Origin of the sequence: Pectobacterium sp. 1950-15 (genome assembly GCF_037136835.1) — a bacterium.
Taxonomy (GTDB): domain Bacteria; phylum Pseudomonadota; class Gammaproteobacteria; order Enterobacterales; family Enterobacteriaceae; genus Pectobacterium.
In genome coordinates this window covers 458,532-485,329 of the sequence record NZ_JBBBQR010000001.1, presented here as the reverse complement: position 1 = coordinate 485,329, position 26,798 = coordinate 458,532, and the positions used below count along the sequence as shown (strand labels likewise).

General features: G+C 54.7%; 26 protein-coding genes and 3 tRNA genes. 14 read left to right on the top strand and 15 right to left on the bottom strand.

The genetic code is table 11. From position 1 onward, the window contains the following. Nucleotides 1-26: 26 nt before the first annotated feature. The 3 genes from WCT94_RS02110 to ubiU all read right to left on the bottom strand — a co-directional run bounded on the left by WCT94_RS02110 (nucleotide 27) and on the right by ubiU (nucleotide 3,084). Nucleotides 27-1,034 (bottom strand): luciferase-like monooxygenase, encoded by a 1,008-nt coding sequence (locus WCT94_RS02110; RefSeq protein ID WP_336867642.1) that lies wholly within the window; start codon nucleotides 1,032-1,034, stop codon nucleotides 27-29. A 164-nt stretch (nucleotides 1,035-1,198) separates the two neighbouring features. Then, on the bottom strand, nucleotides 1,199-2,077 hold the full coding sequence (locus WCT94_RS02105) for a U32 family peptidase (protein WP_336867640.1): 879 nt from the start codon (nucleotides 2,075-2,077) through the stop codon (nucleotides 1,199-1,201). 11 nt (nucleotides 2,078-2,088) lie between these two features. After that, nucleotides 2,089-3,084, bottom strand: a complete 996-nt coding sequence (gene ubiU / locus WCT94_RS02100) for a ubiquinone anaerobic biosynthesis protein UbiU (RefSeq protein WP_039502133.1) — start codon at nucleotides 3,082-3,084, stop codon at nucleotides 2,089-2,091. 376 nt (nucleotides 3,085-3,460) lie between these two features. On the opposite strand from ubiU, the gene ubiT reads away from it, so the two are divergent. Together ubiT and WCT94_RS02090 are read left to right on the top strand one after the other, a co-directional pair. Then, the gene (gene ubiT, locus WCT94_RS02095; RefSeq protein WP_336867638.1) at nucleotides 3,461-3,985 is read left to right on the top strand and encodes a ubiquinone anaerobic biosynthesis accessory factor UbiT; all 525 of its coding nucleotides are present in this window, start codon (nucleotides 3,461-3,463) and stop codon (nucleotides 3,983-3,985) included. Further along, nucleotides 3,979-4,521, top strand: coding sequence for a GNAT family N-acetyltransferase (locus WCT94_RS02090; RefSeq protein ID WP_336867636.1), 543 nt, complete (start codon nucleotides 3,979-3,981; stop codon nucleotides 4,519-4,521). Before ubiT ends, WCT94_RS02090 begins: the two co-directional genes overlap by 7 nt. 24 nt (nucleotides 4,522-4,545) lie before the next feature. Here WCT94_RS02090 and WCT94_RS02085 read toward each other — a convergent pair whose 3' ends face one another. Then, nucleotides 4,546-4,845, bottom strand: coding sequence for a GIY-YIG nuclease family protein (locus WCT94_RS02085; protein WP_336867634.1), 300 nt, complete (start codon nucleotides 4,843-4,845; stop codon nucleotides 4,546-4,548). 203 nt (nucleotides 4,846-5,048) lie between these two features. On the opposite strand from WCT94_RS02085, the gene WCT94_RS02080 reads away from it, so the two are divergent. From WCT94_RS02080 to deoD, 5 genes are all read left to right on the top strand, one after another. Next, entirely contained in the window at nucleotides 5,049-6,527 is a 1,479-nt protein-coding gene (locus WCT94_RS02080) for an amidohydrolase (protein WP_336867633.1), read from the top strand. A 534-nt stretch (nucleotides 6,528-7,061) separates the two neighbouring features. Beyond that, a complete protein-coding gene (deoC, locus tag WCT94_RS02075) occupies nucleotides 7,062-7,841 on the top strand; it encodes a deoxyribose-phosphate aldolase (RefSeq protein ID WP_336867631.1) in 780 nt (259 codons plus the stop codon). A gap of 160 nt (nucleotides 7,842-8,001) precedes the next feature. After that, nucleotides 8,002-9,330: a thymidine phosphorylase gene (gene deoA / locus WCT94_RS02070; RefSeq protein ID WP_336867629.1), complete on the top strand. Its 1,329-nt coding sequence runs from the start codon at nucleotides 8,002-8,004 to the stop codon at nucleotides 9,328-9,330. A gap of 88 nt (nucleotides 9,331-9,418) precedes the next feature. Next, nucleotides 9,419-10,642: a phosphopentomutase gene (gene deoB / locus WCT94_RS02065; protein ID WP_336867627.1), complete on the top strand. Its 1,224-nt coding sequence runs from the start codon at nucleotides 9,419-9,421 to the stop codon at nucleotides 10,640-10,642. Between the two features lie 45 nt (nucleotides 10,643-10,687). After that, complete coding sequence (gene deoD, locus WCT94_RS02060; protein WP_012773304.1) at nucleotides 10,688-11,407, top strand: purine-nucleoside phosphorylase; 720 nt, start codon at nucleotides 10,688-10,690, stop codon at nucleotides 11,405-11,407. Between the two features lie 52 nt (nucleotides 11,408-11,459). On the opposite strand, the gene WCT94_RS02055 is transcribed toward deoD, so the two are convergent. From WCT94_RS02055 to WCT94_RS02030, 6 genes are all read right to left on the bottom strand, one after another. Next, nucleotides 11,460-13,250, bottom strand: a complete 1,791-nt coding sequence (locus WCT94_RS02055) for an ABC transporter ATP-binding protein/permease (RefSeq protein WP_336867624.1) — start codon at nucleotides 13,248-13,250, stop codon at nucleotides 11,460-11,462. A 6-nt stretch (nucleotides 13,251-13,256) separates the two neighbouring features. Then, on the bottom strand, nucleotides 13,257-15,752 hold the full coding sequence (locus WCT94_RS02050; RefSeq protein WP_336867622.1) for a TonB-dependent siderophore receptor: 2,496 nt from the start codon (nucleotides 15,750-15,752) through the stop codon (nucleotides 13,257-13,259). A gap of 146 nt (nucleotides 15,753-15,898) precedes the next feature. After that, nucleotides 15,899-16,876 (bottom strand): FecR domain-containing protein, encoded by a 978-nt coding sequence (locus tag WCT94_RS02045; protein WP_336867621.1) that lies wholly within the window; start codon nucleotides 16,874-16,876, stop codon nucleotides 15,899-15,901. Further along, nucleotides 16,873-17,415, bottom strand: coding sequence for a sigma-70 family RNA polymerase sigma factor (locus WCT94_RS02040; RefSeq protein WP_336867619.1), 543 nt, complete (start codon nucleotides 17,413-17,415; stop codon nucleotides 16,873-16,875). The genes WCT94_RS02045 and WCT94_RS02040 overlap by 4 nt, the downstream gene beginning before the upstream one ends. Nucleotides 17,416-17,648: 233 nt before the next feature. After that, entirely contained in the window at nucleotides 17,649-18,128 is a 480-nt protein-coding gene (locus WCT94_RS02035; protein ID WP_180777476.1) for a discoidin domain-containing protein, read from the bottom strand. A gap of 483 nt (nucleotides 18,129-18,611) precedes the next feature. Next, nucleotides 18,612-19,502 carry a LysR substrate-binding domain-containing protein gene (locus WCT94_RS02030; RefSeq protein WP_336867617.1) on the bottom strand — a complete coding sequence of 297 codons (891 nt, stop codon included), beginning with the start codon at nucleotides 19,500-19,502 and terminating at the stop codon, nucleotides 18,612-18,614. A 100-nt stretch (nucleotides 19,503-19,602) separates the two neighbouring features. On the opposite strand from WCT94_RS02030, the gene WCT94_RS02025 reads away from it, so the two are divergent. Next, a complete protein-coding gene (locus WCT94_RS02025) occupies nucleotides 19,603-19,938 on the top strand; it encodes a carboxymuconolactone decarboxylase family protein (protein WP_336867615.1) in 336 nt (111 codons plus the stop codon). After that, entirely contained in the window at nucleotides 19,935-20,438 is a 504-nt protein-coding gene (locus WCT94_RS02020; RefSeq protein WP_336867613.1) for a DUF4865 family protein, read from the top strand. Before WCT94_RS02025 ends, WCT94_RS02020 begins: the two co-directional genes overlap by 4 nt. Before the next feature lie 301 nt (nucleotides 20,439-20,739). Here WCT94_RS02020 and rimI read toward each other — a convergent pair whose 3' ends face one another. Beyond that, entirely contained in the window at nucleotides 20,740-21,183 is a 444-nt protein-coding gene (gene rimI / locus WCT94_RS02015; RefSeq protein WP_336867611.1) for a ribosomal protein S18-alanine N-acetyltransferase, read from the bottom strand. After that, nucleotides 21,152-21,565 (bottom strand): DNA polymerase III subunit psi, encoded by a 414-nt coding sequence (locus tag WCT94_RS02010; protein ID WP_332410317.1) that lies wholly within the window; start codon nucleotides 21,563-21,565, stop codon nucleotides 21,152-21,154. The genes rimI and WCT94_RS02010 overlap by 32 nt, the downstream gene beginning before the upstream one ends. A 159-nt stretch (nucleotides 21,566-21,724) precedes the next feature. Between WCT94_RS02010 and rsmC the strand changes: the two genes are divergently transcribed. Beyond that, nucleotides 21,725-22,771 carry a 16S rRNA (guanine(1207)-N(2))-methyltransferase RsmC gene (gene rsmC, locus WCT94_RS02005; RefSeq protein WP_336867609.1) on the top strand — a complete coding sequence of 349 codons (1,047 nt, stop codon included), beginning with the start codon at nucleotides 21,725-21,727 and terminating at the stop codon, nucleotides 22,769-22,771. A gap of 6 nt (nucleotides 22,772-22,777) precedes the next feature. On the opposite strand, the gene WCT94_RS02000 is transcribed toward rsmC, so the two are convergent. Next, entirely contained in the window at nucleotides 22,778-23,770 is a 993-nt protein-coding gene (locus tag WCT94_RS02000) for an aldo/keto reductase (RefSeq protein WP_336867607.1), read from the bottom strand. Between the two features lie 113 nt (nucleotides 23,771-23,883). Between WCT94_RS02000 and WCT94_RS01995 the strand changes: the two genes are divergently transcribed. The 4 genes from WCT94_RS01995 to WCT94_RS01980 all read left to right on the top strand — a co-directional run bounded on the left by WCT94_RS01995 (nucleotide 23,884) and on the right by WCT94_RS01980 (nucleotide 25,305). Next, entirely contained in the window at nucleotides 23,884-24,789 is a 906-nt protein-coding gene (locus WCT94_RS01995) for a LysR family transcriptional regulator (protein ID WP_336867606.1), read from the top strand. 103 nt (nucleotides 24,790-24,892) lie between these two features. Continuing rightward, nucleotides 24,893-24,979 (top strand) — tRNA-Leu (locus WCT94_RS01990). A gap of 73 nt (nucleotides 24,980-25,052) precedes the next feature. Continuing rightward, nucleotides 25,053-25,139: transfer RNA gene (locus WCT94_RS01985), tRNA-Leu, on the top strand. A gap of 79 nt (nucleotides 25,140-25,218) precedes the next feature. Next, nucleotides 25,219-25,305, top strand: a tRNA-Leu gene (locus WCT94_RS01980). 134 nt (nucleotides 25,306-25,439) lie between these two features. On the opposite strand, the gene WCT94_RS01975 is transcribed toward WCT94_RS01980, so the two are convergent. Then, the gene (locus WCT94_RS01975; RefSeq protein WP_319848970.1) at nucleotides 25,440-25,730 is read right to left on the bottom strand and encodes a DUF1435 domain-containing protein; all 291 of its coding nucleotides are present in this window, start codon (nucleotides 25,728-25,730) and stop codon (nucleotides 25,440-25,442) included. A 107-nt stretch (nucleotides 25,731-25,837) separates the two neighbouring features. After that, the gene (locus tag WCT94_RS01970) at nucleotides 25,838-26,740 is read right to left on the bottom strand and encodes a LysR family transcriptional regulator (protein ID WP_336867603.1); all 903 of its coding nucleotides are present in this window, start codon (nucleotides 26,738-26,740) and stop codon (nucleotides 25,838-25,840) included. Between the last annotated feature and the right edge of the window lie 58 nt (nucleotides 26,741-26,798).

Sequence of the window (26,798 nt, the reverse complement as noted above, 5' to 3'; positions counted from 1 at the left end):
GGTTCAAACAAATCTATCAACGTACGTTAAAGCGTTTGCCGCACATCCATCGCAATTTCAAAAGATTGCAGGCGTGCCTGATGGTCAAATATTTGGCCATTGATCATCACTTCGTCCGCTTGTGTTTCTCGCAACAGACTCTGCAATCCATGGCGCACCTTGGCGCGATCGCCAACAATGGACAGCCGTAATGCTTGCTCCGCGCCAAATTGCTCGGCAGGTGATCCGACCGTGTCGATGTTTTCTACCGGAGCGGGTAACGGGCCCGGTGTGCCACGGCGCAGGTTGATGAACTGTTGCTGCATCGAGGTAAAGAGGAAGCGTGCATCCCGATCGCTCTCTGCCGCGACCACATTGACGCAAACCATCGTGTAAGGTTTGGCGTGGGTGGCTGAAGGGATAAAGTGTTCGCGATAGAGACGGAATGCCTCCAGCAACATATCAGGCGCGAAATGGGCGGCGAAAGCAAAAGGTAGCCCCAGTCTTGCGGCCAACTGCGCGCTGTACAGGCTCGAGCCCAATAGCCAGATCGGAACGTGTAAACCTTGTCCCGGAACGGCTTGCACCGGTTGGTCCGGCTGTGCATCAGCGAAATAGCGTTGCAGTTCCTGCACATCGCGTGGGAAATCTTCAATATCGGCATTGAGGTGGCGGCGCAGTGCCATCATGGTGCGCTGGTCGGTGCCGGGGGCACGGCCTAATCCCAAATCGATGCGGCCGGGATACAGCGATTCCAGCGTGCCAAATTGTTCTGCAATGACGAGCGGTGAGTGGTTCGGCAGCATCACGCCGCCAGAGCCGAGACGGATGCGCGCCGTTCCCGAGGCAAGGTAGCCGAGCAGCACTGATGTTGCTGCGCTGGCTATGCCGGTCATGCTGTGGTGTTCCGCCAGCCAATAGCGGTGATAGCCCCATTTCTCTGTATGTTGTGCCAGCTCTAGCGAGCGATGGAAGGCGTCACGTGCTGTCGCACCCTGCGGAATAGGCGCAAGATCGAGGACGGAAAACACAGCAGTTTGAGAAGGTGTGGACATAATATGACTCACTTTGTTGTTCACTGACTCCACCTAAGCGGTGGATGCTAATGCCGTCAGTCAATGATGAAAGTCAGATCAGTATGAGGGAATGTCGCAACACCGCGTAGTTCAAAGGTGCGATTGAGGGAAAAGGGCGGCGTGCCGCCCGGATAGAATGTTGGTTATGGGACAAGCTCAAGGCCGGCGACGCGGCGCCAGTAGCCGTTACAATCGGCCTGATTTTCCAGCGCTAACGGTGCAGTGCCTTGTTCGTTGGCGCGGAATTTATCCAGCATCGCCAGCGTGCCGATATCGTTTGGCGACAGCCGGACAATATCGACCAGATCCCGCATTGACGCCAGTTCGTTACCGAGGTTGTAGCAATAGCCGCTTTGCGTCTGGATGCCATTCAGGACAAAGACCTGCTGGTTTTCCTGCGACAGCATTTTTCTGCCCTGTGGGTAGCTAAGGCAGCAGGTTTCACATTCATCTTTTGGCCGATCTTCTGAACGGGCGGTGAAGCAGCGGGCGGAATAGGCTAACGGCAAATGTCCGTAGCTGAGCACTTCCACCTCAAACTGGTGGCGAAAGCCAAGCTCGTCACACTGATTCAGCAGGTTTTGCAGCCAGTCACGAGAAAGCTCGACTGGCATACACCAACGCACCATGCCTTGTTTGTGCAGCACACGTAGGGTGTATGCGTTGTAGCAGTTGAGCGCGTGTCCGGCGACAAACGGCAGGTTGCGCTCGGCTGCGATATTGACGGCACCCAGATCGTTCGCTTCCAGCAAGAACTCGCCATTTTCCACATAGCGCTTCAGTTCCGTAAGTTCAGACGGGGCTTGTAAGAGCGCGAGTGTCGAGATCACCACCTGTTTGCCGCTGCTGGCGACTTCACGGGCCACGTTGAACCAGTCCGCCACCTTCATCAGCCGGCGCTTGCTGCACACCGTTTCACCGAGATAAATGATATCGGCGCTGCTGTTCACCGCAGCTTGGTAAAACGCCTCGACGTCCTCTTTCGGCCAATAGTAGAGGATATTCCCTAATGCGTATTTCATGTGTTCTCCCGCTACTGCCATTTACGGTGATAAGCGCCGAGCGTGGTCTGCGTGCCTTCAGCCACAGCACCTAACGCGTCCATCCAAGCCTGGGTGGGAACGAATGTCTCAGGATTGGCGCGGCAGCGATCGATGGCCTGTCGCCATACCTGCGTAATTTGGCTGACATAGGCCGGACTACGCTGGCGACCTTCTATCTTCACGGAGGCAATATTGGCGGCCATCAACTCAGGCAGCAGCTCCAACGTGTTCAGGCTGGTTGGCTCTTCCAGCGCATGGTAGCGTTGCCCATCGACTAAATAGCGGCCTTTACACAGTGTAGGGTAACCGGCGTTTTCATCGTCCTGATAGCGGTCGATCAGAATGTTATTCAGCCGCGATTCCATGCCGTTTTCCGTCTGCTGCCAGCGTACAAATCGCGCTGGCGAGCAGGCACCCACAGTATTCGGTGATTCACCGGTCAGATAAGACGAGAGATAACAGCGGCCTTCCGCCATGATGCACAGGCTACCGAAGGCGAAGACTTCGAGCGGCACCGGGCTGGTGCGGGCAATTTGCTTTACCTGATGGATGGACAGCACGCGTGGCAGCACAATACGTGAGACATCAAAATGACGATGATAAAAACGGATTGCTTCGGTGTTTGTCGCGGAAGCCTGAACCGACACGTGGCGCTCGATGTGGGGGTAGCGCTCGGCGGCATACTCCAGCATGGCGAGATCGGCGAGGATCAGCACGTCGGCGCCGATTTGTGCCGCCATATCCACAGCGCGTTGCCAGCGCTGATAGCCGTCTGGGTGAGCAAACGTATTGATGGCGATATGCAGCTTACGCCGGTGGCGGTGCACGTATTCGCGCGCTTCCTGTAGTTTCTTATCGGTGAAATTCAGCCCGGCAAAATGACGTGCGTTGGTGTCGTCCTTCAGGCCGATATAGACCGCATCTGCGCCATTATCGATGGCAGCTTTCAGTGCCGGCAGGTTACCGGCGGGGCAAAGCAGTTCCATACACAATCCTTCATTAATCCCTTCGGGGCCGTAGCGGCTCGGTACGATCAATGATGTTCAGACTGACGATCGCTGTTGATGACGGCGTTCCGTCGCCACCCCTGCGGGCTGTCGCGAGCGATGCTGAAAATCGTTTACGACGATTTTTATCAGTCGATGAATGTTGTTAACGATTGGGAATCTTAATTAACCCATCAGATAAGGACTTTGATTTAAGGCAGTTTATGGTGCTAATCGTCGCGCAAGGACAAAATCTGTTGGGCATAATCGGATAACCGACTAAATTATTGACATAGACCTCTTCCGCTCGCGGTGGATGTGGCAAAATGTTTGCAGATTATCTGAACAGTCAGATTGCTTTAAGAGGAGTACGCCAGTGTTGGAAAAACTACGAGCGCAGATTGTGCGTCAGGGGCCGAGCTTATTAGGTAAGCCACTCAAGTTCACCCCCTTTGCGCTACAGCGTCAGGTTTTGGAACAGATGTTGGGCTGGCAGTTCCGTCAGGCGCTGGAAGAGGGCGATCTGGCATTTCTCGAAAGCCGCTGGCTGAAAATTGAGGTGCGTGACGTCGGTTTGCAGTGGTTTATGACGCTGCGCGATGGCCGTCTGGTGGTGAGCCATGATGAGACGCCGGATGTTAGCTTTAGTGCGGATGCGAACGATCTGATTTTGATCGCCGCGCGTAAAGAAGATCCCGATACGCTCTTTTTCCAGCGTCGTCTGCGCATTGAAGGCGATACCGAGTTAGGTTTGTATGTGAAGAACCTGATGGACGCCATTGAGCTGGAAGCCATGCCTGCGCCGCTGCGTATCGGCCTGCTGCAATTGGCGAACTTTGTTGAAGCCGGTTTACAGGAGGGCGTGATGCAAACAGCAAATCACGCGCCAGTATCATGCTAGTTCGGGTGGAAATTCCCGTTGATGCCGCCGGGATCGACAGCTTATTGCGCCGCGCTTTTCCTACGGGCGCGGAAGCGGATCTAGTGCATCAACTGCGTGAAGACGGTTTATTGACGCTCGGCGTTGTGGCGACCGACGATGAAGGCGGCGTGGTAGGCTACGCGGCATTCAGCCCGGTGCTGATCGAAGGTGAAGATCGGCAGTGGGTAGCGCTGGCGCCGTTGGCGGTAGAAGAAAATCTGCGCCGGCAGGGCGTGGGGGAAAAACTGGTCTACGAAGGATTGGATGCGCTGAATGAGTTTGGTTACACCGCTGTCGTAGTCTTGGGTAACCCTGCGTATTACTCCCGTTTTGGCTTTGTTCCGGCGGCAGAGCAGCAGCTACATTGCCGCTGGCCAGACAGCAAATCGGCTTTTCAGGTCTATCCACTGGCGGATAATCATTTTGTCGGTGAAGATCGAGCAGAGGGGGAAAGCGGCTTTGCAAGCGCGAGTGGGCTGGTGGAATACGCCGAACCGTTTAACCGTTTTCTCTAACGTGATTCGCTAACCGATAGCGCATCAATACATCGTGTCTGAAATGCATAGTGTCTGAGGCTGGTCTTGTACCAGCCTTTCTTTTTGGCTTTTACTCAGTTGCTTAAGGCGATATTCCAGTTTGAGTGCGTTTGAGCGATCGCCCGCCAGACAGTGAAACACCAGCGTCAGTTCCCCTTTCCCCCGTAGCGCTTTCGCCCCTTTTCCCGTTTGATGTTGATTCAGTCGGCGGCTGACATCCGTCGTGATACCCGTGTACAGCGCCCCAGCGACTGTGCGCAGTATGTACAGATACCACTGGGGATGTTTGATGTGTTCAGTCATGGTCTTGTCTATGGATTATTGTTTGAAAAAGTGATTTGTCCCAGCTAAACATAAATAGCACGTCCTACTCATCGTATTTCACACCAATCGTATTTCAAATACTTAGCATTTCAAAGCTCCTGCATTTCAAAGAACAGGCACTGCATCACATTAATGGCTGTTATTCAAAGACATGCATTTCTTTTACGGATAGGGAAAAACGTATGACACTGAAACGATATATACCTCCCGCGCTGGCCGTGGCGTTCTCTTCTTGCTTCCTTTCACTGGGCTATGCCGCTGAACTGGCAGAGAAAGATCGGGAAACGATTGTGAACGCCGTCGCGAATTATTCGGGCCAGATGACGACCGTTGCTCAGCAGATATGGTCAAAGCCCGAACTGGGTTATTTGGAAACCAATACCTCCCAACTGCTACAGAATGAGTTAAAAGCGGCCGGGTTCAGCGTTGAAGCGGGTGTCGCTGGCATTCCGACTGCGTTTGTGGCGACGGCGGGGAAAGCGGGTGGGCCGGTTATCGGCATTCTGGCCGAGATGGATGCGCTGCCGGGCTTCTCTCAGGCCGCGGCGCCGGAACGTTCTCCGGTTGCTGGCATTGAGGCTGGACATGCCTGCGGGCATCACCTTTTTGGCGCGGGGTCGGTGGGGGCTGCGATTGCGCTAAAACAGTGGCTGGAAGCGACGGGCAAACCGGGGCAAATCCGGGTTTACGGCACGCCGGCGGAAGAAGGTGGTTCCGGTAAAGTGTATATGACGCGAGCGGGGCTGTTTAAGGATGTGGATGTGATGTTGCATTGGCATCCCGGCGATGAGAATTCTGCCTCGCAAGATTATTCGCTGGCGAACGTGAACGGTAAGTTCCGTTTCTATGGTCGCTCCGCGCATGCCGCGATGGCACCAGAGAAAGGGCGCTCGGCGCTGGACGGCGTGGAGGCGCTGAATTTTATGGTGAACGCGATGCGGGAACATGTGCCGCAGGAAACGCGTATTCACTATGTGATTACCGATGGCGGCAAAGCGCCGAACGTGGTGCCGGACTTCGCCGAAGTGTATTACTACGTGCGCCACCCCGATCCGGCCGTGGTCGCCAGTGTGACCGATCGCATTCGCAAAGCGGCGGAAGGTGCCGCGCTGGGAACCGAAACGCGTTATGAGTTCGAAATTCTCGGCGGCGTGTACAGCCTGTTGCCGAACAACGTGCTGGGAAAAATGATGGATGACAGCCTTAGAAGCGTTGGGGGGCCACAATGGGATAAGGCGGATACGGATTTTGCCACCGCGTTGCAGAAAACGTTAGATCAAGCCAAATTGCCGCCGCTTTCCAGTGCCGGTCAGATCGCGCCGTATCATTTTGGTGAAACGGGCTATGCATCGACCGATGTGGGCGATGTCAGTTGGGTAGTGCCGACGGTCGGGCTGGGAACGGCGACCTGGGTCCCCGGCGTACCTGCACACAGCTGGCAGGCGGTGGCATCCGGCGGCATGGCGATTGGCTATAAAGGCATGGACGTGGCGGCTAAAACGCTGGCCGTTACAGGGGCCAAGCTACTGAGCGATCCCGCATTGATTCAACAGGCGAAAGCCGAGTTTGATAAGAGCCGTGGCGAGAACTTCCACTATAAGCCACTATTAGGCGACCGGGAGCCCGCACTGGATTACCGTAAACCTTCTGCAGGGAAATAATTTTTCTGCTCTGCCTGCGCTTTCTCTCTGTGTTTAGGGAGAAAGCGCTATGCTTACTACATAACACCAACCCGCAGCAGGCGGCTTCCATCCTGCGGGCTATCCGTGGTTGTCACCTTCTTTTTCCCGATTCACATGGATCGTCTGGCCGACAAGGTTGTCACCTTTAATTCATTGGATGAAATCTTATCTGGAGAAGTATGTGTGACTGAAATCACATATAATCACTACCTATTGCATTTCTCTTACATCAAGTGTGAATGAATGCACAAAATAGTCCGGCATGGCGTGTTCAAATGTCTGATATGCCCACGTGTATAAAGAGTTTCTTTCGGTATCGTTCTTTCGGTGTTGGAATCATCACAGGATGAATTGTAGAGGAAGGCTGATTGCGGTGAGAAGGATCTCGGTGCCGCTACAGGTTGTTTCTCCTGAGCGCTATCTTCAAGGAACCAAGTCCGCTCGCCAAACGTGCTGGTTTTACACCAGTTTATGTTCAGGCCGGTTAGACCGGCTGACGAGTTGGAGAGTTGTATGACCAAGCTGACCACGGCCGCGCAGCGTGCGCTGGCGCTGATGGATTTAACCACGCTGAATGAGGATGATACGGATGAAAAAGTGACGGCGCTCTGCCGTCAGGCGAACAGCTCGGCAGGGAAAACTGCTGCTATCTGTATCTATCCCCGTTTTATCCCCCTGGCGAAAAAGATCCTGCGTGAGCAGGGTACGCCGGATATTCGTATTGCGACAGTCACCAACTTCCCGCACGGCAATGATGATGTTGACATCGCGGTTGCGGAAACCAGAGCGGCGATCGCTTACGGCGCTGATGAAGTTGATGTCGTATTCCCTTATCGCGCACTGATCGCAGGCAATGCGCAAATCGGTTTTGAGCTGGTGCAGGCATGCAAAGCGGTATGTCAGGATGCCAACGTGCTGTTGAAGGTGATCATCGAGACGGGCGAGCTGAAACAAGACGCGCTGATCCGTCAGGCCAGTGAGATTGCCATTGATGCGGGTGCGGATTTCATTAAAACCTCAACCGGCAAAGTCCCCGTGAACGCGACGCCAGAGAGCGCGGCGATCATGCTGAAGACGATCCGCGATAAAGGCGTAGGTGAGCGCGTTGGCTTTAAAGCGGCGGGTGGCGTACGCAATGCAGAAGACGCCGCCATCTATCTGCAACTGGCGGACGATATCATGGGCGTTGAATGGGCGACGGCCTCGCATTTTCGCTTTGGCGCATCCAGCCTGCTGGCAAGCCTGCTGACCACGCTCGGCCACGGAGCAACAGCTCCGCAGGGCGGCTACTAAGCAGACGTACAGGCGCACGACTTCATGTGTGACAACGTTATTCGTGACCACATTTTTTTCATGACAGCATTCTGTTTATGACGGCATTGGCTCACAACAGCAAATGCGCCCGCAGCGACAGGCTGCGGAGCCACATCAGAATTCAGCAGGAGTATAGACCTTGTTTCTGATTCAAGAAATTATTCGTAAGAAGCGTGACGGAAAATCGCTAAGCGAAGAAGAGATCCGCTTCTTTATCAACGGTATTCGTGACAATACCGTCTCCGAAGGCCAGATTGCGGCTCTGGCGATGACCATTTATTTTCATGACATGTCGATGGATGAACGTGTGGCGCTGACGCTGGCGATGCGTGATTCCGGCACGGTACTGGACTGGAAGAGTCTGAACCTGAACGGCCCGCTGGTGGACAAGCACTCTACCGGCGGCGTGGGTGATGTCACTTCGCTGATGCTGGGACCGATGGTCGCTGCCTGCGGGGGCTACGTTCCGATGATTTCCGGGCGCGGCTTAGGCCATACCGGCGGCACGCTAGATAAGCTCGAAGCGATTCCGGGATTGGATATTTTCCCTAACGATGACGATTTTCGTCGCATCATCCAGCAGGTCGGCGTCGCAATTATTGGGCAGACTTCCTCGCTGGCTCCGGCGGATAAACGCTTTTACGCCACGCGTGACATTACTGCCACGGTCGATTCCATCCCGCTGATCACCGCGTCGATTCTGGCGAAAAAGCTGGCTGAAGGGCTGGATGCGCTGGTGATGGACGTCAAAGTGGGGTCTGGGGCGTTTATGCCGACCTATGAACTGTCCGAACAGCTGGCGCAGGCGATTGTCGGCGTAGCGAATAACGCGGGATGCCGCACCAGCGCGCTGCTGACGGACATGAATCAGGTGCTGGCTTCCAGCGCGGGTAATGCGCTGGAAGTGCGGGAAGCCGTACGTTTCCTGACGGGAGAGAGCCGCAATCCGCGCCTGTATGATGTTACTATGGCACTCTGTGGCGAGATGCTGCTGGCGGGTGGGCTGGCAAGCTCGGCAGACGACGCGCGTTCACGCCTGCAAACGGTGTTGGATAACGGCAAAGCCGCTGAAGTCTTTGGTCGCATGGTGGCCGCACAGCGTGGCCCGGGCGATTTTGTCGAACACTACGATCGTTACCTGCCGGTGGCGACATTAAGTAAGCCGGTGTTCGCGACGCGTGAAGGTATTGTGACGGCGATGGACACCCGCGCGTTGGGCATGGCAGTCGTCTCGCTGGGCGGCGGACGCCGTCAGGCTACCGATACGATCGATTACAGCGTCGGTCTGGATAACATGATCAGCCTGGGTGAGCGCGTTGACGCGCAGCGCCCGCTGGCGGTGATCCATGCCAATACGGAAGCGCAATGGCAGCAGGCGGCGAATGAGGTTCGCGCCGCAATCCAACTGGGCGACACGGCGCCAGAAAAGACCCCGATGGTCTACCGTCGAGTGAGCGCGGAAGCGTGATCGCCAGAGTGGGTTATTGGCTGTTTTGAATTGATGTTCCCCTTCCGGTAGGCAGGGCGTTAGCGCAGAACTGCGCAGGAGAAAAAGAATGAAACGTGCATATATTATGGTTCTTGACTCGTTTGGCATCGGCAGCAGCGCGGATGCAGAACGTTTTGGTGATGCGGGTTCGGATACGCTGGGTCATATCGCTCAGGCGTGTGCAGCGGGAACGGCGGACAAAGGGCGCAGCGGCAAGCTGCATTTGCCGAACCTGAGCCGTCTGGGGCTGGGTAAAGCCGCTGAGGCCTCAACGGGAACGTTCCCGGTAGGGCTGGATGAAAATGCAGACATCATCGGTGCTTACGCGCACGCCAGTGAAATCTCTTCGGGTAAAGATACGCCGTCTGGCCACTGGGAAATTGCCGGTGTGCCTGTCCTGTTCGACTGGGGCTATTTTAAAGATGAAGAAAACAGTTTTCCGCAGGCGCTGCTGGATAAACTGGTGAAACGTGCCAATCTTCCGGGATATCTGGGCAACTGCCACTCTTCCGGTACGGTGATTCTGGATCAACTGGCAGAAGAGCACATGAAAACCGGCAAGCCGATTTTCTACACCTCTGCGGATTCCGTGTTCCAGATTGCCTGCCATGAAGAAACGTTCGGTTTGGATAAGCTGTACGAACTGTGTGAAATTGCCCGCGAAGAGCTGACCGAAGGGGGCTACAACATCGGGCGTGTGATTGCTCGTCCGTTTATCGGCGACAAACCCGGCCACTTCGAGCGTACCGGCAACCGTCACGATCTGGCCGTTGAACCGCCAGCGCCGACCATTCTGAAAAAGATGGTGGATGAAAAAGGCGGTGAAGTGGTTTCCGTCGGTAAAATTGCGGATATCTATGCGCAGGTCGGCATCACGAAGAAAGTGAAGGCGACCGGCATTGATGCGCTGTTTGACGCCACGCTGAAAGAAATGGATAACGCGGGCGACAACACCATCGTATTTACCAACTTTGTTGATTTCGATTCTGCCTACGGCCACCGTCGCGATATTCCGGGTTATGCTGCCGCGCTGGAGCTGTTTGACCGCCGCCTGCCAGAAATGCTGTCCCGCGTGAAGGGCGATGACATCCTGATTCTGACGGCCGACCACGGCTGTGACCCAAGCTGGCACGGCACCGATCACACCCGTGAGAACGTCCCGGTGTTGATCTATGGCCCGAACGTGAAGCCGGGCTCATACGGCCACCGTGAAACCTTCGCCGATATCGGGCAGACCGTTGCAGCCTACTTTGGCCTGTCGCCTATGGACTACGGTAAATCGATACTGTAAAACACACCGTTTTTACGTGAACTTGATTAATTAAGGAATAAACGCATGGCTACGCCACATATTAATGCAGAAATGGGTGATTTCGCGGACGTTGTACTGATGCCGGGCGACCCGCTGCGCGCTAAGTACATTGCCGAAACCTTTCTGGAAAATGCCCGCGAAGTGAACAACGTGCGTGGCATGCTGGGTTTCACTGGCACGTATAAAGGCCGTAAAATTTCGGTCATGGGCCACGGTATGGGGATCCCCTCCTGCTCAATCTATGCGAAAGAACTAATCACTGAATTCGGCGTGAAGAAGATCATTCGCGTGGGCTCCTGCGGCGCGGTACGTGAAGATGTCAAACTGCGCGACGTGGTGATCGGTATGGGTGCCTGTACGGATTCCAAAGTAAACCGTATGCGCTTCAAAGATCACGACTATGCGGCGATTGCTGATTTCGACATGGTGCGCAATGCGGTTGATGCGGCTAAAGCCCGCGATGTTTCCGTACGCGTAGGTAACATCTTTTCCGCCGATCTGTTCTACACGCCAGATCCACAGATGTTCGACGTGATGGAAAAATACGGCATTCTGGGTGTGGAAATGGAAGCGGCCGGTATCTACGGCGTCGCGGCAGAGTTCGGTGCGAAAGCGCTGGCCATTTGTACCGTTTCTGACCACATCCGTACGGGGGCGCAGACTACGTCAGAAGAGCGTCAAAATACGTTTAACGAGATGATCGAAATCGCGCTGGAATCCGTTCTGCTGGGCGATAACGAGTAATATCATATCAGCCCGGACGTTCGCTCCGGGCTGTTTTTTTCTGTATTTCCCTTCATATCCTGCCGTAAGAAACCTGCTGTCTATCCGCCTCTGGCACCGTAACAGAAGGTTCGACAATGTTGTTCTCCGTGCGTATTTTCTTCTCTGGTTCGAGCGGCGTTAACCGTACCTGATGTGTGAAGCAAGCCAGTACGGCAGGCTGGTGGCTGACGGCCAACACAATGGTTTGTGGCAGCGCAGTCCTGATGTGCTCTAGTAACTGAAGCGCTGCCGCGTCATCAAGCTGGCTGGTGGCTTCATCCAGACAAAGCAGCGTCGGGCGCAGCAGTAGCGCACGCGCGAGCGACAGACGCTGCTGTTCGCCGCCCGATAGCTCCCGACCCCAGTTTGCCTTGTCGTCCAGACGGGGAGTTATTGAGGTCAGCCCGGTTTGTTCCAGCACTGCAACCAACTGTGCAGTATCCGCTAACTGCACCTGCGGATAACACAGCACCTGACGCAGCGTATCCTGCGGTAAATAGGCTTTTTGCGGCAAAAACAGCGTGCGGCCTGCGGGGAAATGCCAGTCTCCTTGCGAAACTGGCCACAGCCCCGCCAGCGCACGCAGCAGCGTGGTTTTCCCTGTGCCGCTGGCTGCGCTGAACGCCGCCCATTCGCCAGCCTGAAGCGTGAGCGTCAGCGGGGCGAAATACGGCGAACCATCAGGGCGCGGTACGGATAGCGCGTTGATATGCAGAGTATGGCCTTCATGATGTGGCACCTCTGCCACAGGCAGTTGCTGTAAGCGGCGTTGGAATTCCCACAGTCGCTCAATGGTAGAAGACCATTGAACCAACTGACGATAGGCATCGATAAACCAGCCAAAGGCATCCAGCACATAGCCGAAGGCGGATCGCGCCTGCATAATCGCCCCAAGGCTAACCTGACGAGCAAGAAACAGCGGCAGGGTCGCGAACACCGGAATAATCAGGCTGAAGCGGAAATAGCTGGTGGTAAAGCTTTCCAGCCGGAATTCTCGCGCCATGAGGCGCTGCCAGTTTTGCACGATGGGCAGGAAATGTTGCCGCATCCGCTGCTGCTCGGCGTCACTCCCCTGATAAAACGCAATCTGTTCGCTGTTATCCCGTACCCGCAGCAGCGTGGCGCGATAGTCGGCCTCCGCCCGCTGACGCTCAATGTTTAGCTTGTGCAGGCGGTGCCCCAGCCGATGTGTGACCACGCTGGCGAGGGCGGCGTAAATCAGTGCGATCCACACCAGATAGCCGTGTATCGTGAGGGTATAGCCGCTTAATGTGAAAGTATGAACGCCGGAAAGCTGCCACAGAATAGCGATGAAAGAGAAAAAACGGGCGGTGTTTTTCAGTAGCGAAAGCAGGAGTTCGAGGCTCTGTTCAATCAGTAGACGAATATCTTCCGCGATGCGCTGATCGGGGTTATCCAGCCCGGCACTGAGCTGATAGTGGGCGTGATTGCGCAGCCAATCCTGCTCATACTGATGCGTCATGGTATCGCGCCAGCGGATAATCAGCTGTTTCTTGAGCCAGTTGCCGCAGATGATCACCAGCACGAACAGCAGCGTATAGGCCAGATAGCGCACGGCCATATCGTAGAGGGAGGCGTGCTGAAAATAGTCGGCCAGCGCGTCGTAAAAATCCCGGCTCCAGTTATTGTACTGCACGCTGATCCACACGACGGAGAGCGTCAGGCTCATGATCAGCAGCAGCAATAACCACAACAGCGTGGCGCGCGTCGTCAGCCAGAAAGGCGAGACCAGCGAATAAAAGCGTTTAAGCGTTTGCATAATGGGTTGGGCGATGGCCTGCCAGCAGAGGCTGGCAGGCATATTCGCTTAGAAATTCCACTTCGCAGTCAACATGTAATTACGCGGATCGCCGTAATAGTTGTTGCCGCTAAGATGGCGGTTGTTCAGGTTTAAGAAGTAGGTTTTATCCGTCAGATTATTGCCCACCAGATTGAAGCTCAGGTTTTTGCTGTACTGGTAGCGGATATTGGCGTTAAACAGGGTATAGCCGCCCTGATGCAGGCCATAAGCCCGATTCGGGTAGGTTTGCGTCTCGGTTTGTGCCGTCATACCCGCGCCAATCGTCCATTGGTTCAGTTCACCCGGCAGAGTGTATGAGGTGTAGAGCTTGAACATGTGCTTTGGCGTACGCGGGCTGAACTGCGCGGCTCTTTCACTCGCGCTGCCTTCAAGATATTTACTGTTGGTCAGGGTATAACCCGCCTGAACCTGCCAGCCTTCAGCCAGTTTCCCCGTGACATCCAGTTCTACCCCTTGGCTTTGTACCTTGCCTTCGGGCTGGGAGCAACTTGTGCCGATCAGGCAAACCGAGCTATTCGCGACGGCCATGGCCCGATTTTCCTGAATGATGCGGAACAGGGCCAGCGAGGTATTCAGATCGCCATCAAAGAACTCGCCCTTTATGCCGGTTTCATAGTTGGTGCCGGTAATGGCGGGCAGCAGGTTGCCGTTGCGGTCTTTTTCGCTCTGCGGCTTGTAGATTTCGGCGTAGCTCAGGTACCAGGTGTAGTTATCGGCGAAGTCCCATAGCAGGCCGCCGTAAGGTACAAACTCATTGCTGGCATGCAGGCTGCTGAGTGAGGACGTATTACGGAGATGGTTAGTGAAATACTCGTCATAGCTGTAGGCGCTGTAGCGGCCGCCCAGAATCAGCTTCCAGTTATCGGCCAGTTCGAATCTGGCCGTGGCAAACGCGCCGCGCTGATACAGATTAAAGCGGTCGTTATAGTGGTTGTTGTAGAGACTCGTATTTGACCAGTCCGGTTCTGCCAGCGAACTGGGCTGCCAGTTAAAAATGTTCACGGTGCTGGTGTTGTTAATGCGGATGTGGTTGTTATCGAAGTTCTCTTTCTGATAATCACCGCCCACCACCAGTTCGTGACTGCGCCCCAACAGCTCGAACGGGCCGTTCAGGCTCAGGTTGTAGCCCCACTGTTCGGCCTTGTTGTCGTAGCGCAAGTTATTGTTCAGCGACGAATTTCCCGTTGCCGGATTCACGCCGCTTGTGCCGTTCATGATACCGATATAGCTACTTGCTGCGCGGGAATGGATATAGTTCAGCGCGCTTTTCAGCGTCCAGTCGTTATCGAAGTGGTGTTCCAGTTCGACGAACGGGCTAATTTTTTCAAATTCGATGCGGTTCCAGCTTGCACCCAGATAGGTGGAACGTGGCAGATTCAGGCTGCTTTTATTGGTGGCAAACGGAACGCCATACACATCGGGCACGCCGCGGGTCTTTTGCCAGTTGATGCCGCCAGTCACCGTGGTGGACGGCGTCAGGTCATAGGCCAGCGTGCCAAACAGCACCTTTCTTTCACTGTGTTCGTAATCTTTAAAGCTTTGCTTGTCCTGATAAACGCCAACGAGACGGCCGCGCAGGCTGGCATCGTCGTTCAGCGGCCCAGAGACATCGAGCTCGCTGCGGTAATTATCCCAACTGCCTGCGCCAACGCTGCCGGAGGCCTGAAAATTGTGAGTCGGCTGCTTGCGTACCAGATTAACGGTGCCGCCGGGTTCGCCATTGCCTTGTGACAAGCCGGACGCCCCGCGCAGGATCTCCACACGGTCATAGATCGCCAGATCGGGCGATTCACTGGAGGACTGAACCGCGCCCATGTTGGAGACGCTGTTCTGGCTGGAGAAGTTAACGCCGTCTTCCTTGATATTATCCATCACGAAAGCACGCGACTCGTATTTCACCTGATAGCTATTCTGATTGACCACGTTAATGCCGGTGGTTTGCTTCATGGCCTCATCCAGCGAGGTCATATTCTGATCGTCCATACGCTGGCGCGTCACGACGCTCACCGACTGCGGCGTTTCTCGCGGCGACAGGTTCAGCTGTGTCGCGGTGTTCATGCTGCGCGTGGTGTAGGACTGGGTGCCTTCGGTCACGCCGTTGCGATTGACCCCCGCTACGACCAGCATCTCATCTCCCTGCGGTATTCTCTGTAAGCGCCAGGCGCCGTTAGGCTGCGGAATCACCTGAAGTCCGCTTCCTGCCAGCAGTGCCGAAAACCCGCCATCGACGCTGTAATTCCCTTGCAGGGACGGCCCGGTTTTTCCTGTCGCCAGCTGTGCATCGCCAACCAGATAAACGCCCGACTGGGCGGCAAACTGGTTTAGCTGCTGGTTAAGCGGTCCGGCAGGGATTGTGTAGGTTTTGGTTGCCGCCGCGGCTGCTGTTTCTGCGGCGGTTGCGGTGGAATGCGCGAAAAGCGGTGCGCCGCACAGTAGCAGATGAACGGCAATTGCCAGTTTGGAAGGGGTGCGCTGTGTAGAGAAAAATGGAATCAATGCCATGAAAATTCGCCTTCTGACCCAGAGTAAAAATTGGTGGTTTTACTGTGAATCGAACGACAGCAGGAAAAGGGGAACTCAAAAGAGAAAATTTATTATCTGTCCCCAAAGAGCGGTATCCAGAAAGGGTGACGGTTATGCGGACGATATCAGCGCGGTTCGACGGTCACCCACCACGGAAAACGGCGATGGATGCGAACCGGGAAGGCTTGCGCCAGCATGTTCAGCGCCATGTCGGTATCGGTTAAGGGGAAGGTGCCCATCACGCGTAAATCGGCAATCGCGGGTTGGCACGCCAGATAGCCATGACGATAGCGAGACAGCTGCGCCACAACCTCTCCCAGCGGCATGTTGTCCGCCTGTAGCCTGCCGTGTGACCAATCGGCATCGTTCTGCTGATTGGGCAAAATGTTACCCTGACCGTCGGCATTGAAGCGCAGATGGTAGCCCGCGTTAACCCGACGCGCGGCAGAGGCGTATCTGGCGCTGGCATCGACCGCATGTTGGTAAACGGTCAGCGTGGTGGTGTCTGACTCCTGTGCGACGCTGAAGCGTGTGCCTAGTGCCTGCAAGCGCCCTTGCGCGGTCGTGACAAAGAAAGGGCGGGCATTGGCAGCGGTATCAATCAGAATGTCCCCCGCCAGCAGAGCGATTTCCCGACGCTGGTCGCTGTAGCGGATATCAATCGCGCTGGCGGTATTCAGCCACAGCCGGGTGTTGTCCGGTAACGTCAGCGATTTGATTTCTCCTACCGCGCTGTGATAATCGGCCGTCATCGCCAGCAGCGAGCCTTTTAGCGGCGTGTGGCGGTAAGTCAGCCAGGAGAGGAGTGTGCCAGTGCTGAGCAGTGCGGCGAGCTTGAGCGCGCGGCGGCGTGTCATCGGTGCAGGCTGGTGCAACAGCGTATTCAGCGCGGGTTGTTGACCGTCGCCACGCAGCGGCTGGAAACGCTGACTGACCGTGAGCACGTATTCCCAGGCATGGCGATGTTCCTCGCTTTCATCCATCCAGCGCTGCCAGTGGCGGTAGTGCTCATCGCCAGATTCCCGATCGCACAGTTGGGCGTACCACTGCGATGCCTGCTGCAAGGCAACAAAGCTGGGTTTGTTGAGGCTGGGGTTATTCATGAATGAGCAGCCTGACCGTCCGCGTCTATCTCTGCTTCCAGCAGCACACAGTGCAGCATGGCTTGCGCCATGTATTTTTTCACCATGCGTTCGGAAACGCCCAGCGCCTCGGCAATGTCCCGATAGGGGCGTCCCTGTACCTGCGCCATGATAAAAGCGGCACGCACCTTCTCGGGCAGCGCGCGCAGCATGGCATCGACCTGATACAGCGTTTCGAGAATGATATTGCTGTCTTCCGCTGACAGGGCAACGGACTCCGGCTGTTCGGCCAGCGAGGCGAGCCAGACGCGCTCGATTTCCCGTTTGCGCCAGAGATCGACGCACATGCCTTGTGCCATCACACTCAGATAAGCCCGCGCTCCCGCGTGGCTGTCGAACTGACGTGGCTTCAGCAAGAGCCGTACAAAGACATCCTGCGCCAGATCGGCCGCATCACACAGATTCCCCAGTCGTTTGCGTAATAGCCCTTGCAACCAGCCATGATGCTGGCAATAGAGCTGATGCATATCTGCTGAGGTATCAATATTGGCTGATGACATGTCTGGTGCCTGAACCGGAACGATAGGAGGTCAAATTTCAGGCGCATCTTAGTTGAGAATGATTTTTATTTCAACGCTAAGGAAAATGTGGATACCGATGGGAGAGGCGAGGACGCGTAAGAAACGCGTGGGTAGCAAAGCGGAAATGCATCATGTTCGGTAGCGGTGTCGGGCGTGATGCGACTCAACGCTATCGGAAAAGGCTGGCCTCAACGTCAGGCCAGCCGACAACGTTACTTAATGGCCTGAGCAGGAACCTGCGCGGCGCTGTTAAAGCTGATCTCGTTGATCGCGCTCCATTTGTTCACATCGGTGCCAAACGTATCCAGTTTGAAGAATTTGGCTTTAACGGCTGGGAAGGTGAATTTTTCACCGTCTTTGGCATTGCTGGAGGTGACCAGATTCTCAGCCAGCTTTTTCCAGGTTTTACCGTCGGTGGAGTAGGAGACGGAGAACTTCAGTTTGCGCTCGTCCGCTTTGAAAGGAACAAGAACAAAGTTCTCAACCGATTGTTCTTTATCCAGTTCTAACTGAACCCAGCTCTCACCATTTGCCGCCCAGCGCGTTTTTACGTCGCCATCGGCAATGTTGGCTGGCTTGTGGCCCTTGTCTGAATCATAAGCGGAGGCTGTCACCGCCGTTATTTGTACCGCGTAAGCGGAAAGAGAGAATAAGCCGCACAGAAGCGTCGTAGCCAGAGTGTATTTTTTCATATTATTCCTCGTTGATAACGGATAAACCATGCATGCCTGCAAACCAGAAACATGAAATGGAATGTCATTATGATAAAAAAGAAACAATGTTTTATTTGTAGCGATCACGTTGCGGGGATTTTTCTGGCAGGAAAAAAGGCAGAGCGGGACGGGGCGCACATTTTCCCTGGCCGCTTACGCAGTAGCCCTTGTAACCAGCCGTGATGCTGACAATAGCGCTGATGCCTATCGGCTGAGGTATCAATACTGGCTGATGATATGCCAGATGCCTGAAATGGGTCGAGCGGCGTCAAATTTCAGACGTTTCTTGGCTGAGAATAATTTTTATTTCAATGCTGCGGTAGCGTCACCGAAGGAGGGCGTTGGTGGCAGTCAGGTTGGAATACATCACATCCGACATACTAAATATCCCATCAGCGTGCTGCTAACTGAGGGATCCGCTAATCGAAGCCAGTGCGGAGACTGACCTTTGATTGGCTATGGTTATTCAAGCTTCACATTCAATAAAGCCTTTTCTATCAGTTGCCCCAGCATGGCTCGTGCGTTATGAATCGCTTCGTTCTCAATCCCTTGCTTCAGTGTAATTCCAAGGTTCCCCGGCGATGGCAAAATACTCCCCATTATGTGGAGATTGTTGGGTATCCCGATACGAGTACGCACGGTAATGCCCAGTCCGGCCTGCACTGCGGCCCAGATACCGCTCAGGCTATGGCTGATAAATACCACTTTCCATGCAATGCCAGCCTGATCTAAGCAGGTGGTGGCTCGTGAACGCATCAGACACGGGCTTTCAAACATCACCAGTGGTAAGGGTTCCCCCTGTGCCAGTAGCGTGTTGATGTCCAGATCCGGATGTTTTATCCACTCCAATTGGCACTGGTCGATAAGCCGGCCTTCTTGTGTGGTGTTATCCGGTTGCCACAGTAGTGCCATATCAAGTGCATTGTTATCAAGCGCAGTGAGCAGCGCCTGGTTACGATCTACTCGCGCAATAATCCGTAGCCCCGGATGGTGGCGTTTGAACTCGCCCAAAATATTGGGCATCAGCGACTCGCCAAAATCTTCCTGCATGCCAATGCGGATCTCCCCCTGCAACAACTCACCTTTCACTGCTCGCTGTGCCTCATCATTCAGTGCCAGCAGGCGACGAGCATAGCCCATCAATATCTCGCCAGTATGGGTCAATACCAGGTGACGGCCCTGCTTTACCACCAGTTTGGCACCGCACTGTTGTTCCAACTTTTTTAGTTGAGCGCTTATCGCCGAGGTTGAGCGGCAAAGTCGTGTCGCAGCCAGTGCAAAGCTGCCGCACTCCATACCTGTCACAAAACTGCGTAGCGCATCGAGGTCAAGCGTCAGTGAAAGTTTGTCCATTTTCGTCCTGAAATTCGGGATGGTTGATTGAAAATAATTTGATTTTCGGGATGAAACTATCGCGCCAGAATTGCTCTACTGTCAATACGGAGAAAATACCATGGCGAAATCGCTCGATCGTGAAACGTTGGCCCGCGTCGCACCGAAACTGGCCGAACTGAGCATAGACACACTGTTTAATGATATTTGGAAACGTGAAACGCTTTCCCCGCGCGAGCGTAGCCTGATCACACTGGGTGCCCTGACGGCACAAGGGCGCGTGCAGCAGCTTCCTTGGCATATCAACTTTGCTCAGCAAAATGGGTTAACCCGTGAAGAGATCGTTGAAGTTTTCACTCATCTGGCATTTTACGCAGGCTGGCCAGCGGCAGTTTCCGCACTCGGTTGTTTGGAGGATTGTGGCAACGGGCAGATGTTGTCGGAGGAGAGATTATGATTGTAATGCAATACCGTTTTACTCTGCCAGCCGACTACGACATGGCCATCATCGAGGCGCGTATTGCGCAGAACGGTGCGAAACTGAATGGCTTTCCCGGCTTACTGTTTAAGACCTACCTCATTTCCCTGCGTGATGACGCTTTTTGCGATGAAAACGGTTATGCCCCTCTCTATGTATGGAAAAATGCTGAAGCGATGGCGGCGTTTTTGCAGAGCCCTGGCTTCAAAATGCTGACGCTGGATTTTGGCTGGCCGCAGATCGATACGTGGCTGACGCTACGTCTTCCAGCCATTGATGAGGTAAGCAACGCGACCTGGTTGTCGATGACAAAGCAGCATATTGACGCGCATAGCGATCTGGCGTCGCTGACATTAGATGGGCAGCTTTGCGCATGGGATGTCAGTCGTTGGCAAACATTAAAGGTTAGCTTTGGTGATGCGCCGCAGGCTGGCCGAGAGAATTTCCGTATTGGATATGTTGCAAGTGAAATGTGGTGACTACTTGTCAGTGCGCCGCCTAGATAACACCAGACCCTCGTGCATCATTGCCTGAGATAATTACTGTAAAAGGCTGGTGTTAGGATAGCGTTCTATTCACCTCTTTTTTGCTGAACAAGGGTCATAACGCCGTTTATGGCTCTTAATGGTTTTTGGCGGGATTCTAGGGTGCCGGCCCCTCTGCTAAGCAAAAAAGCGGCTATCGCATAATGAAATAGCCGCTTTTAATCAACATATTCGCTTAACAGGCCAGTATAAGACCTAAGTGTTAGACCTTTTCTATACGTTACTTAATTGTATGTTAACCGAGCGGTAGCGCCATGAGAATGGCGTCTTCCCTGCCTTGTGCCGTGGGGTAATAATCGCGGCGCACGGAGACTTCGTTAAAGCCCAGACTTTCATACAGCGCGATGGCGCGTGCGTTTGATTCGCGGACTTCCAGCCACAGCGTCAGAATACCGCGTCGCTCCATTTCGTCGATCAGATGTTCCAACAGTTGGCGACCCAAGCCCTGACGCTGGTAGTCGGGGTGCACGGCGATGTTGAACAGCGTCGCTTCGTCCAGCACAACCTGGGTGATGGCGTAAGCGGCAAGCTGACCGTCATGGCTCAGTTTGATGTTGAAATAACGTTCCCCCTGATTGCTGACAAACGTTTTTTCCGTCCACGGGAAGGCATGGCTAGCCTGTTCTATTTTAAAGGCTTGCGCCAGGTCAACTGGCGTCAGAGAAGATATCGTGTTCATGTTCACAGATCTGTTGCCACAGCGCCCGTTTGGCGTCGGCATTTTGATAAAGTTCGGAAAGCAGAGGGCTGGAAAGCTGAACGCCTTGTAGCGCAATCGGCTCCTCAATACCCAACCGCCAGCTATGGCAGCGTACGTCGGCGGGCAGCATCTCGATCTGCTGCGGCGTCAGGCGATAGGCTTGTGCGGGCGTCAGCGCCAGACTGTGCAGGACATCGGCCAGTAGCGGTTCATCATCGGCCAGCGGCTCGGCGGAGACGATCACCAGACGCACCTGTGCGGGCAGACTGACGGCGATTTCGCCTTGCAGCACCGTCGGGCGACGCAGCGTCCACTGCGTAATCCCCAGTTGCTGTAGCAGCCTGTCACGTCTTGATTCCATGCGTTGTCCTGTCTGGCGGGCGAGAAAATGATTCGTGCCTATGCTAACAAACCCCGTCAGGCTGCGCCAACGTCGGCGTGGTTATTTCCTCTGCGCGCTGCAACTTCGGGGACGAAGCGTATATAATCCCCCGCTCAATGATTAAGGAGCCGTAGCCTGATGTCCGCATTAACCCCCGCCAGTGAAGTTATACTGCGCCATAGCGATGAATTTCTCTCACGCCGCGTTCTGTTTGCCGGTGATTTGCAGGATACCCTGCCTGCGCAATTTGAGGCGGCGTCAGTGCGTGTCCACTGCAACCAATATCACCACTGGCAGCAGATGACAAAGCCGCTTGGCGAGAATGCGCAATTCGGTCTGGTGGCGGATGCGGCGCTGGTGGCGGATAGCGACACGCTGATTTATTACTGGCCGAAAAGTAAACAGGAAGCGGAATTCCAACTGCGCAATCTGCTGTCCCTGCTGCCGGTTGGCGCGGAGATCTTCGTAGTTGGGGAAAACCGCAGCGGTGTGCGCAGCGCCGAAACCGTGCTGTCTGATTTCGTTGAGCTGGTGAAAATCGACAGCGCGCGCCGCTGTGGGCTTTACCACGGTCGGATTGATAAGCAGGCCAGCTTCACGCTGGATGACTGGTGGGACGAGTATGTGACGGACGGTGTGACCGTCAAAACGCTTCCGGGCGTTTTCAGCCGTGATGATCTGGATCCGGGTAGCCGACTGCTGCTGTCTACGTTTGAACCGCATATGAAAGGTAAAGTGCTGGATATCGCCTGCGGGGCGGGCGTGCTGGCATCGGTACTGGCGAAACAGTCGCCGAAAATCCGTCTGACGCTGAGCGATGTCAGCGCGGCGGCGGTGGAGTCCAGCAAAGCTACGCTGGCGGCGAATGCGTTGGAAGGCGAGGTGATTGCGAGCAACGTCTATTCCGACATTAATGGCCGCTTCGATATGATCGTCTCCAATCCGCCGTTCCACGACGGCTTACAGACCAGTCTGCAAGCCGCGGAAATGCTGATTCGTGGCGCGGTAACCCATCTGCCGGTTGGCGGGCAGCTACGCATCGTTGCGAACGCCTTCCTGCCGTATCCCGCGCTGTTAGATGCCGCATTCGGTAGCCATGAAGTGCTGGCGCAGACCGGGCGCTTCAAGGTGTACCAGGCCACTGTTGGTCGTCCGCCGCGCACAGGCAGTAAAGGTCGTCGGTAATCCCAACTACTGATTAAGGGCTGCCATACTCTCCTTGCCGTAGCGCTCACCCGCTGCGGCATCGGGCGGGAAGATGGCATTAATGGCGGCCAGTTCCTCTTGCGTCAGTGTGACCTCCAGCGCCGCGACGTTCTCTTCCAGATAGCGGCGGCGTTTGGTGCCTGGAATCGGCACGATATGCTCACCCTGTGCTAATACCCACGCCAGCGCTAGCTGTGAAGGTGTAACCTGTTTTTCCTGCGCCAGTTGGTTAATTTTCTCTACCAGCAGCAGATTCTTGTCGAAGTTTTCCCCCGAGAAACGTGGATTGGTGCGACGGAAATCGTCGGCGGCCAGATCGTCCGGGCTGCGAATCGCACCGGTCAGGAAACCACGGCCCAGCGGACTGTAAGGCACAAACCCGATCCCCAGACGCTCACAGGTGGGCAGAATCTCGGCTTCCATATCGCGGGTCCACAGTGAGTATTCGCTCTGTAACGCCGTAATAGGATGCACGCGATGCGCGCGTTCCAGCGTGGTGACGGAGGCTTCACTCAGGCCGATGTAGCGAATCTTGCCTTCCTGAACCAGCTCGGCCAGCGTGCCGACCGTCTCTTCAATGGGAACGGCTGGATCAATGCGGTGCTGATAGTAAAGATCGATAACGTCTGTACCGAGGCGCGTCAGGCTGCCTTCCACCGAACGGCGGATGTAGTCCGGTTTACCGCAGATGCCGCGTGCGTTGGGGTTTGCGGGGTCACGGATGATGCCGAATTTGGTTGCCAGAAAGACCTGCTCACGCTTGCCTTTTATCGCTTTGCCGAGCAGTAACTCATTGGTGTGTGGGCCGTACATATCGGCGGTATCCAGCAGCGTGACGCCCAGCTCCAGTGCGCGATGCAACGTGGCGATGGATTCTTTCTCATCCTGCGCGGTGGAGTAGAAATCGCTCATCCCCATGCAGCCTAGCCCAATAGCCGAAACCTGTGGACCATTCGTGCCTAATTTGCGCTGTTGCATTGTCATCTTCCTCATTTCGTTGGCAGTGAAAGCAGTCTGGTTGTTTATCTAAAAAAGATAAATACCGCTTTTTATGCAACACTATTCAAAAATAACCAACAATGGTGGCGGTGATGGATCATATTCAGGCGATGCGGGTTTTTGTGCGTATTGTCGAACTGGGTAGCTTCAGCCGTGCGGCGGAACGGCTGGCGCTACCGCGTGCAACGGTGAGCAACACGATCAAACAGCTTGAAGGGCGGCTGGGAGTACGTTTGCTACAACGCACGACTCGTCAAGTACAGATCACCGATGAAGGACGCGTTTATTATGAACGCTGCCTGCAATTGCTTGCGGAAATTGAAGAGATCGACACGCTATTCACGCAGCAAAAACAGCAGCCCGTTGGTAAAGTGCGGGTGGATATGCCGCACTCGCTGGCGCGAGAGATCGTCGTTCCGGCGCTGGGGGATTTTTATGCGCGTTATCCGCAGGTGACGTTGATGCTAAGCGCCAACGATGCGGCGATTAATGTGCTGCGTGAAGGCGTCGACTGTGTGCTGCGCGCCTGGCAGACGGACGACGAGACGCTGGCGACCCGCCATTTGCCGTCAATGCCGCAGATTACCTGTGCGTCGGCCGATTATCTGGCGCGCTACGGCGTGCCGCGTTCGCTTGATGACCTGTCGGGGCATCATATGGTCGGCTATTTCTCTCTGCGTACTGAACACCATTATCCGCTGGAATTTATGCTGGGCGATGAGTGCATTACGCGTATGTTGCCCGGTACGTTGCAGGTCAACGGCACCGATGCCTACATTGCCAGCGCCCGTGCCGGACTGGGGATTATTCAGGCGCCGCGTCGCGGTTTACGCCCATTTCTGGAAAGCGGGGAACTGGTAGAGATCCTGCCGGAAATACCGCCGCCTGCGATGCCGCTTTATGTGATGTATGCACCTGGCCGTTTTCTCGCACCGCGGATTCGGGTGTTTATAGAATGGCTCGATGAACTCTTTACGCACAGCGCCGCAGCGAGATGATGATTTTTGCAGCAAACCCCGCATTCCAGAGGAAATAATCATTGACGTGAACGTGAAAACCTCTAGAATTCGCCCCCGTAGTGATATTGCGTAAAGCAGTGTTGCGAAGGTGGCGGAATTGGTAGACGCGCTAGCTTCAGGTGTTAGTGTTCTTACGGACGTGAGGGTTCAAGTCCCTCTCTTCGCACCAACATCACTACGATGGTTTTCGTTTGTCGAACCGAAGCAGTAAATCAGTATTGCATGAGCAGCATGGCAGAATTGCGAAGGTGGCGGAATTGGTAGACGCGCTAGCTTCAGGTGTTAGTGTTCTTACGGACGTGAGGGTTCAAGTCCCTCTCTTCGCACCATGTCATGATAGCTTTAACGCATAAAGCTGATTTTCCGCATAAAGCAGTCTTACTGCATAAGACAAACAACGTTCTCAGTGCGAAGGTGGCGGAATTGGTAGACGCGCTAGCTTCAGGTGTTAGTGTCCTTACGGACGTGAGGGTTCAAGTCCCTCTCTTCGCACCACAGATTTATTCTGTATCTTCCTGATTTTCCTCTCTGTTTATTCTATTGTATCCCATTTCTGGTTATACCGTTTCCCGCGTTTATTTGCGATTCTGGTTTTGTGTACTATTTCACACTGACTTATCCACGTTTATTTACAGTGTTGTCAGGTTAAACGTGACGGACAGCGCCGCTAAGCCACCAGCCAACGCAACACAGGACGGCAGCAGTAAATAGTGGCGTAAGCGTTGATGGAACAGCATGACAAGCGTCGCCAGCAGGGCGATGGCGATAATCACTTTTAGGTGCGTCAGGTTCAGATTGAGCAGCGCCAGTAGTGGCATGATGGCACAAGGCAACAGCACGCCCCAGGCACTGGACAGATGCTTCCCCATACACCAGCTCACACCCCATAGCCCGCAGGCTGTGATCATTGCTGTTAGCATTTTTCCACCCGTCAAAAAGTGATAATGATAACTAATATCATATAAGAATTTATATCAATTACTAGCTTTTTGACGAGCAGATGGCCGGAATTTTCTCTATCACGGGGTTAATCGGGATGCTGGCCACTCAGATGCTGGCGTATCAGGTGGATCATATTCACGATAACGGGCGATCGTTCATGTTTGCGCCAGATAGCCGCAATTTGTGTATGGATTTCAGGCATGCCGATATCGTGATAGGTCACGTTATCGGCCTTAATACAGGCGAGTGATTCCGGCACCAGAGTAATGCCGAAGCCCGCCGCGACCATCCCGATCGTCGCCGTAAGCTGCGGGGCAAAGGGGCTGGGTCTGGGGCCATAGCCTGACAGATAGCAGGTGCGGATAATCATATCGTGTAGCCCCGGACACACCTCGCGTGGGAAAATAATCAGCGGCTCCTGACGCAACTCGCTGAGCGAAACCTGCGCTTTATGGCTAAGCGCATGCCCTGCGGGCAACACCAGTTTCATCGGCTCCTCAGCCAAAATTTCTCCGTTAATCTCATCACTGAGATCGCAAGGTAAACGCAGAAATGCGATATCGATATTGCGTTCTTGTAGCGCAGCAATGAGCGTTGCCGGATTTTCTTCCCTCGGTAGCGGTTGGACATGCGGATACTGCTGACAGTAACGATGCAGCAGGGCAAGCACCGTCGGGTGGAACATGGCCGACGGTGAGAAGCCCACGTTCAGGCTACCTTTCTCACCCCGCGCAATGCTTCTTGTCCGTGCGATGGCCGAATCGGTCAACTGCAAAATCTGACGAGCATCCTCATACAGCGCTTGTCCCGCTTCCGTCATTTCTACGCCGCGCGTCAGTCGCTTGAACAGCGGTGTCCCGATCTCCTGCTCGAATTTCTTGATTTGCTGGCTGAGAGGCGGCTGTGACATCCCCAGATTTTCTGCCGCACGCGTGAAATGCCGCGCTTGGGCAACGGCGACAAAATAGCGCAGATAACGTAGCTCCATTTACGTAACTCCATATGTTTCCGATCTTGAAATAGCCTTAATTGCATATTGGAATTTT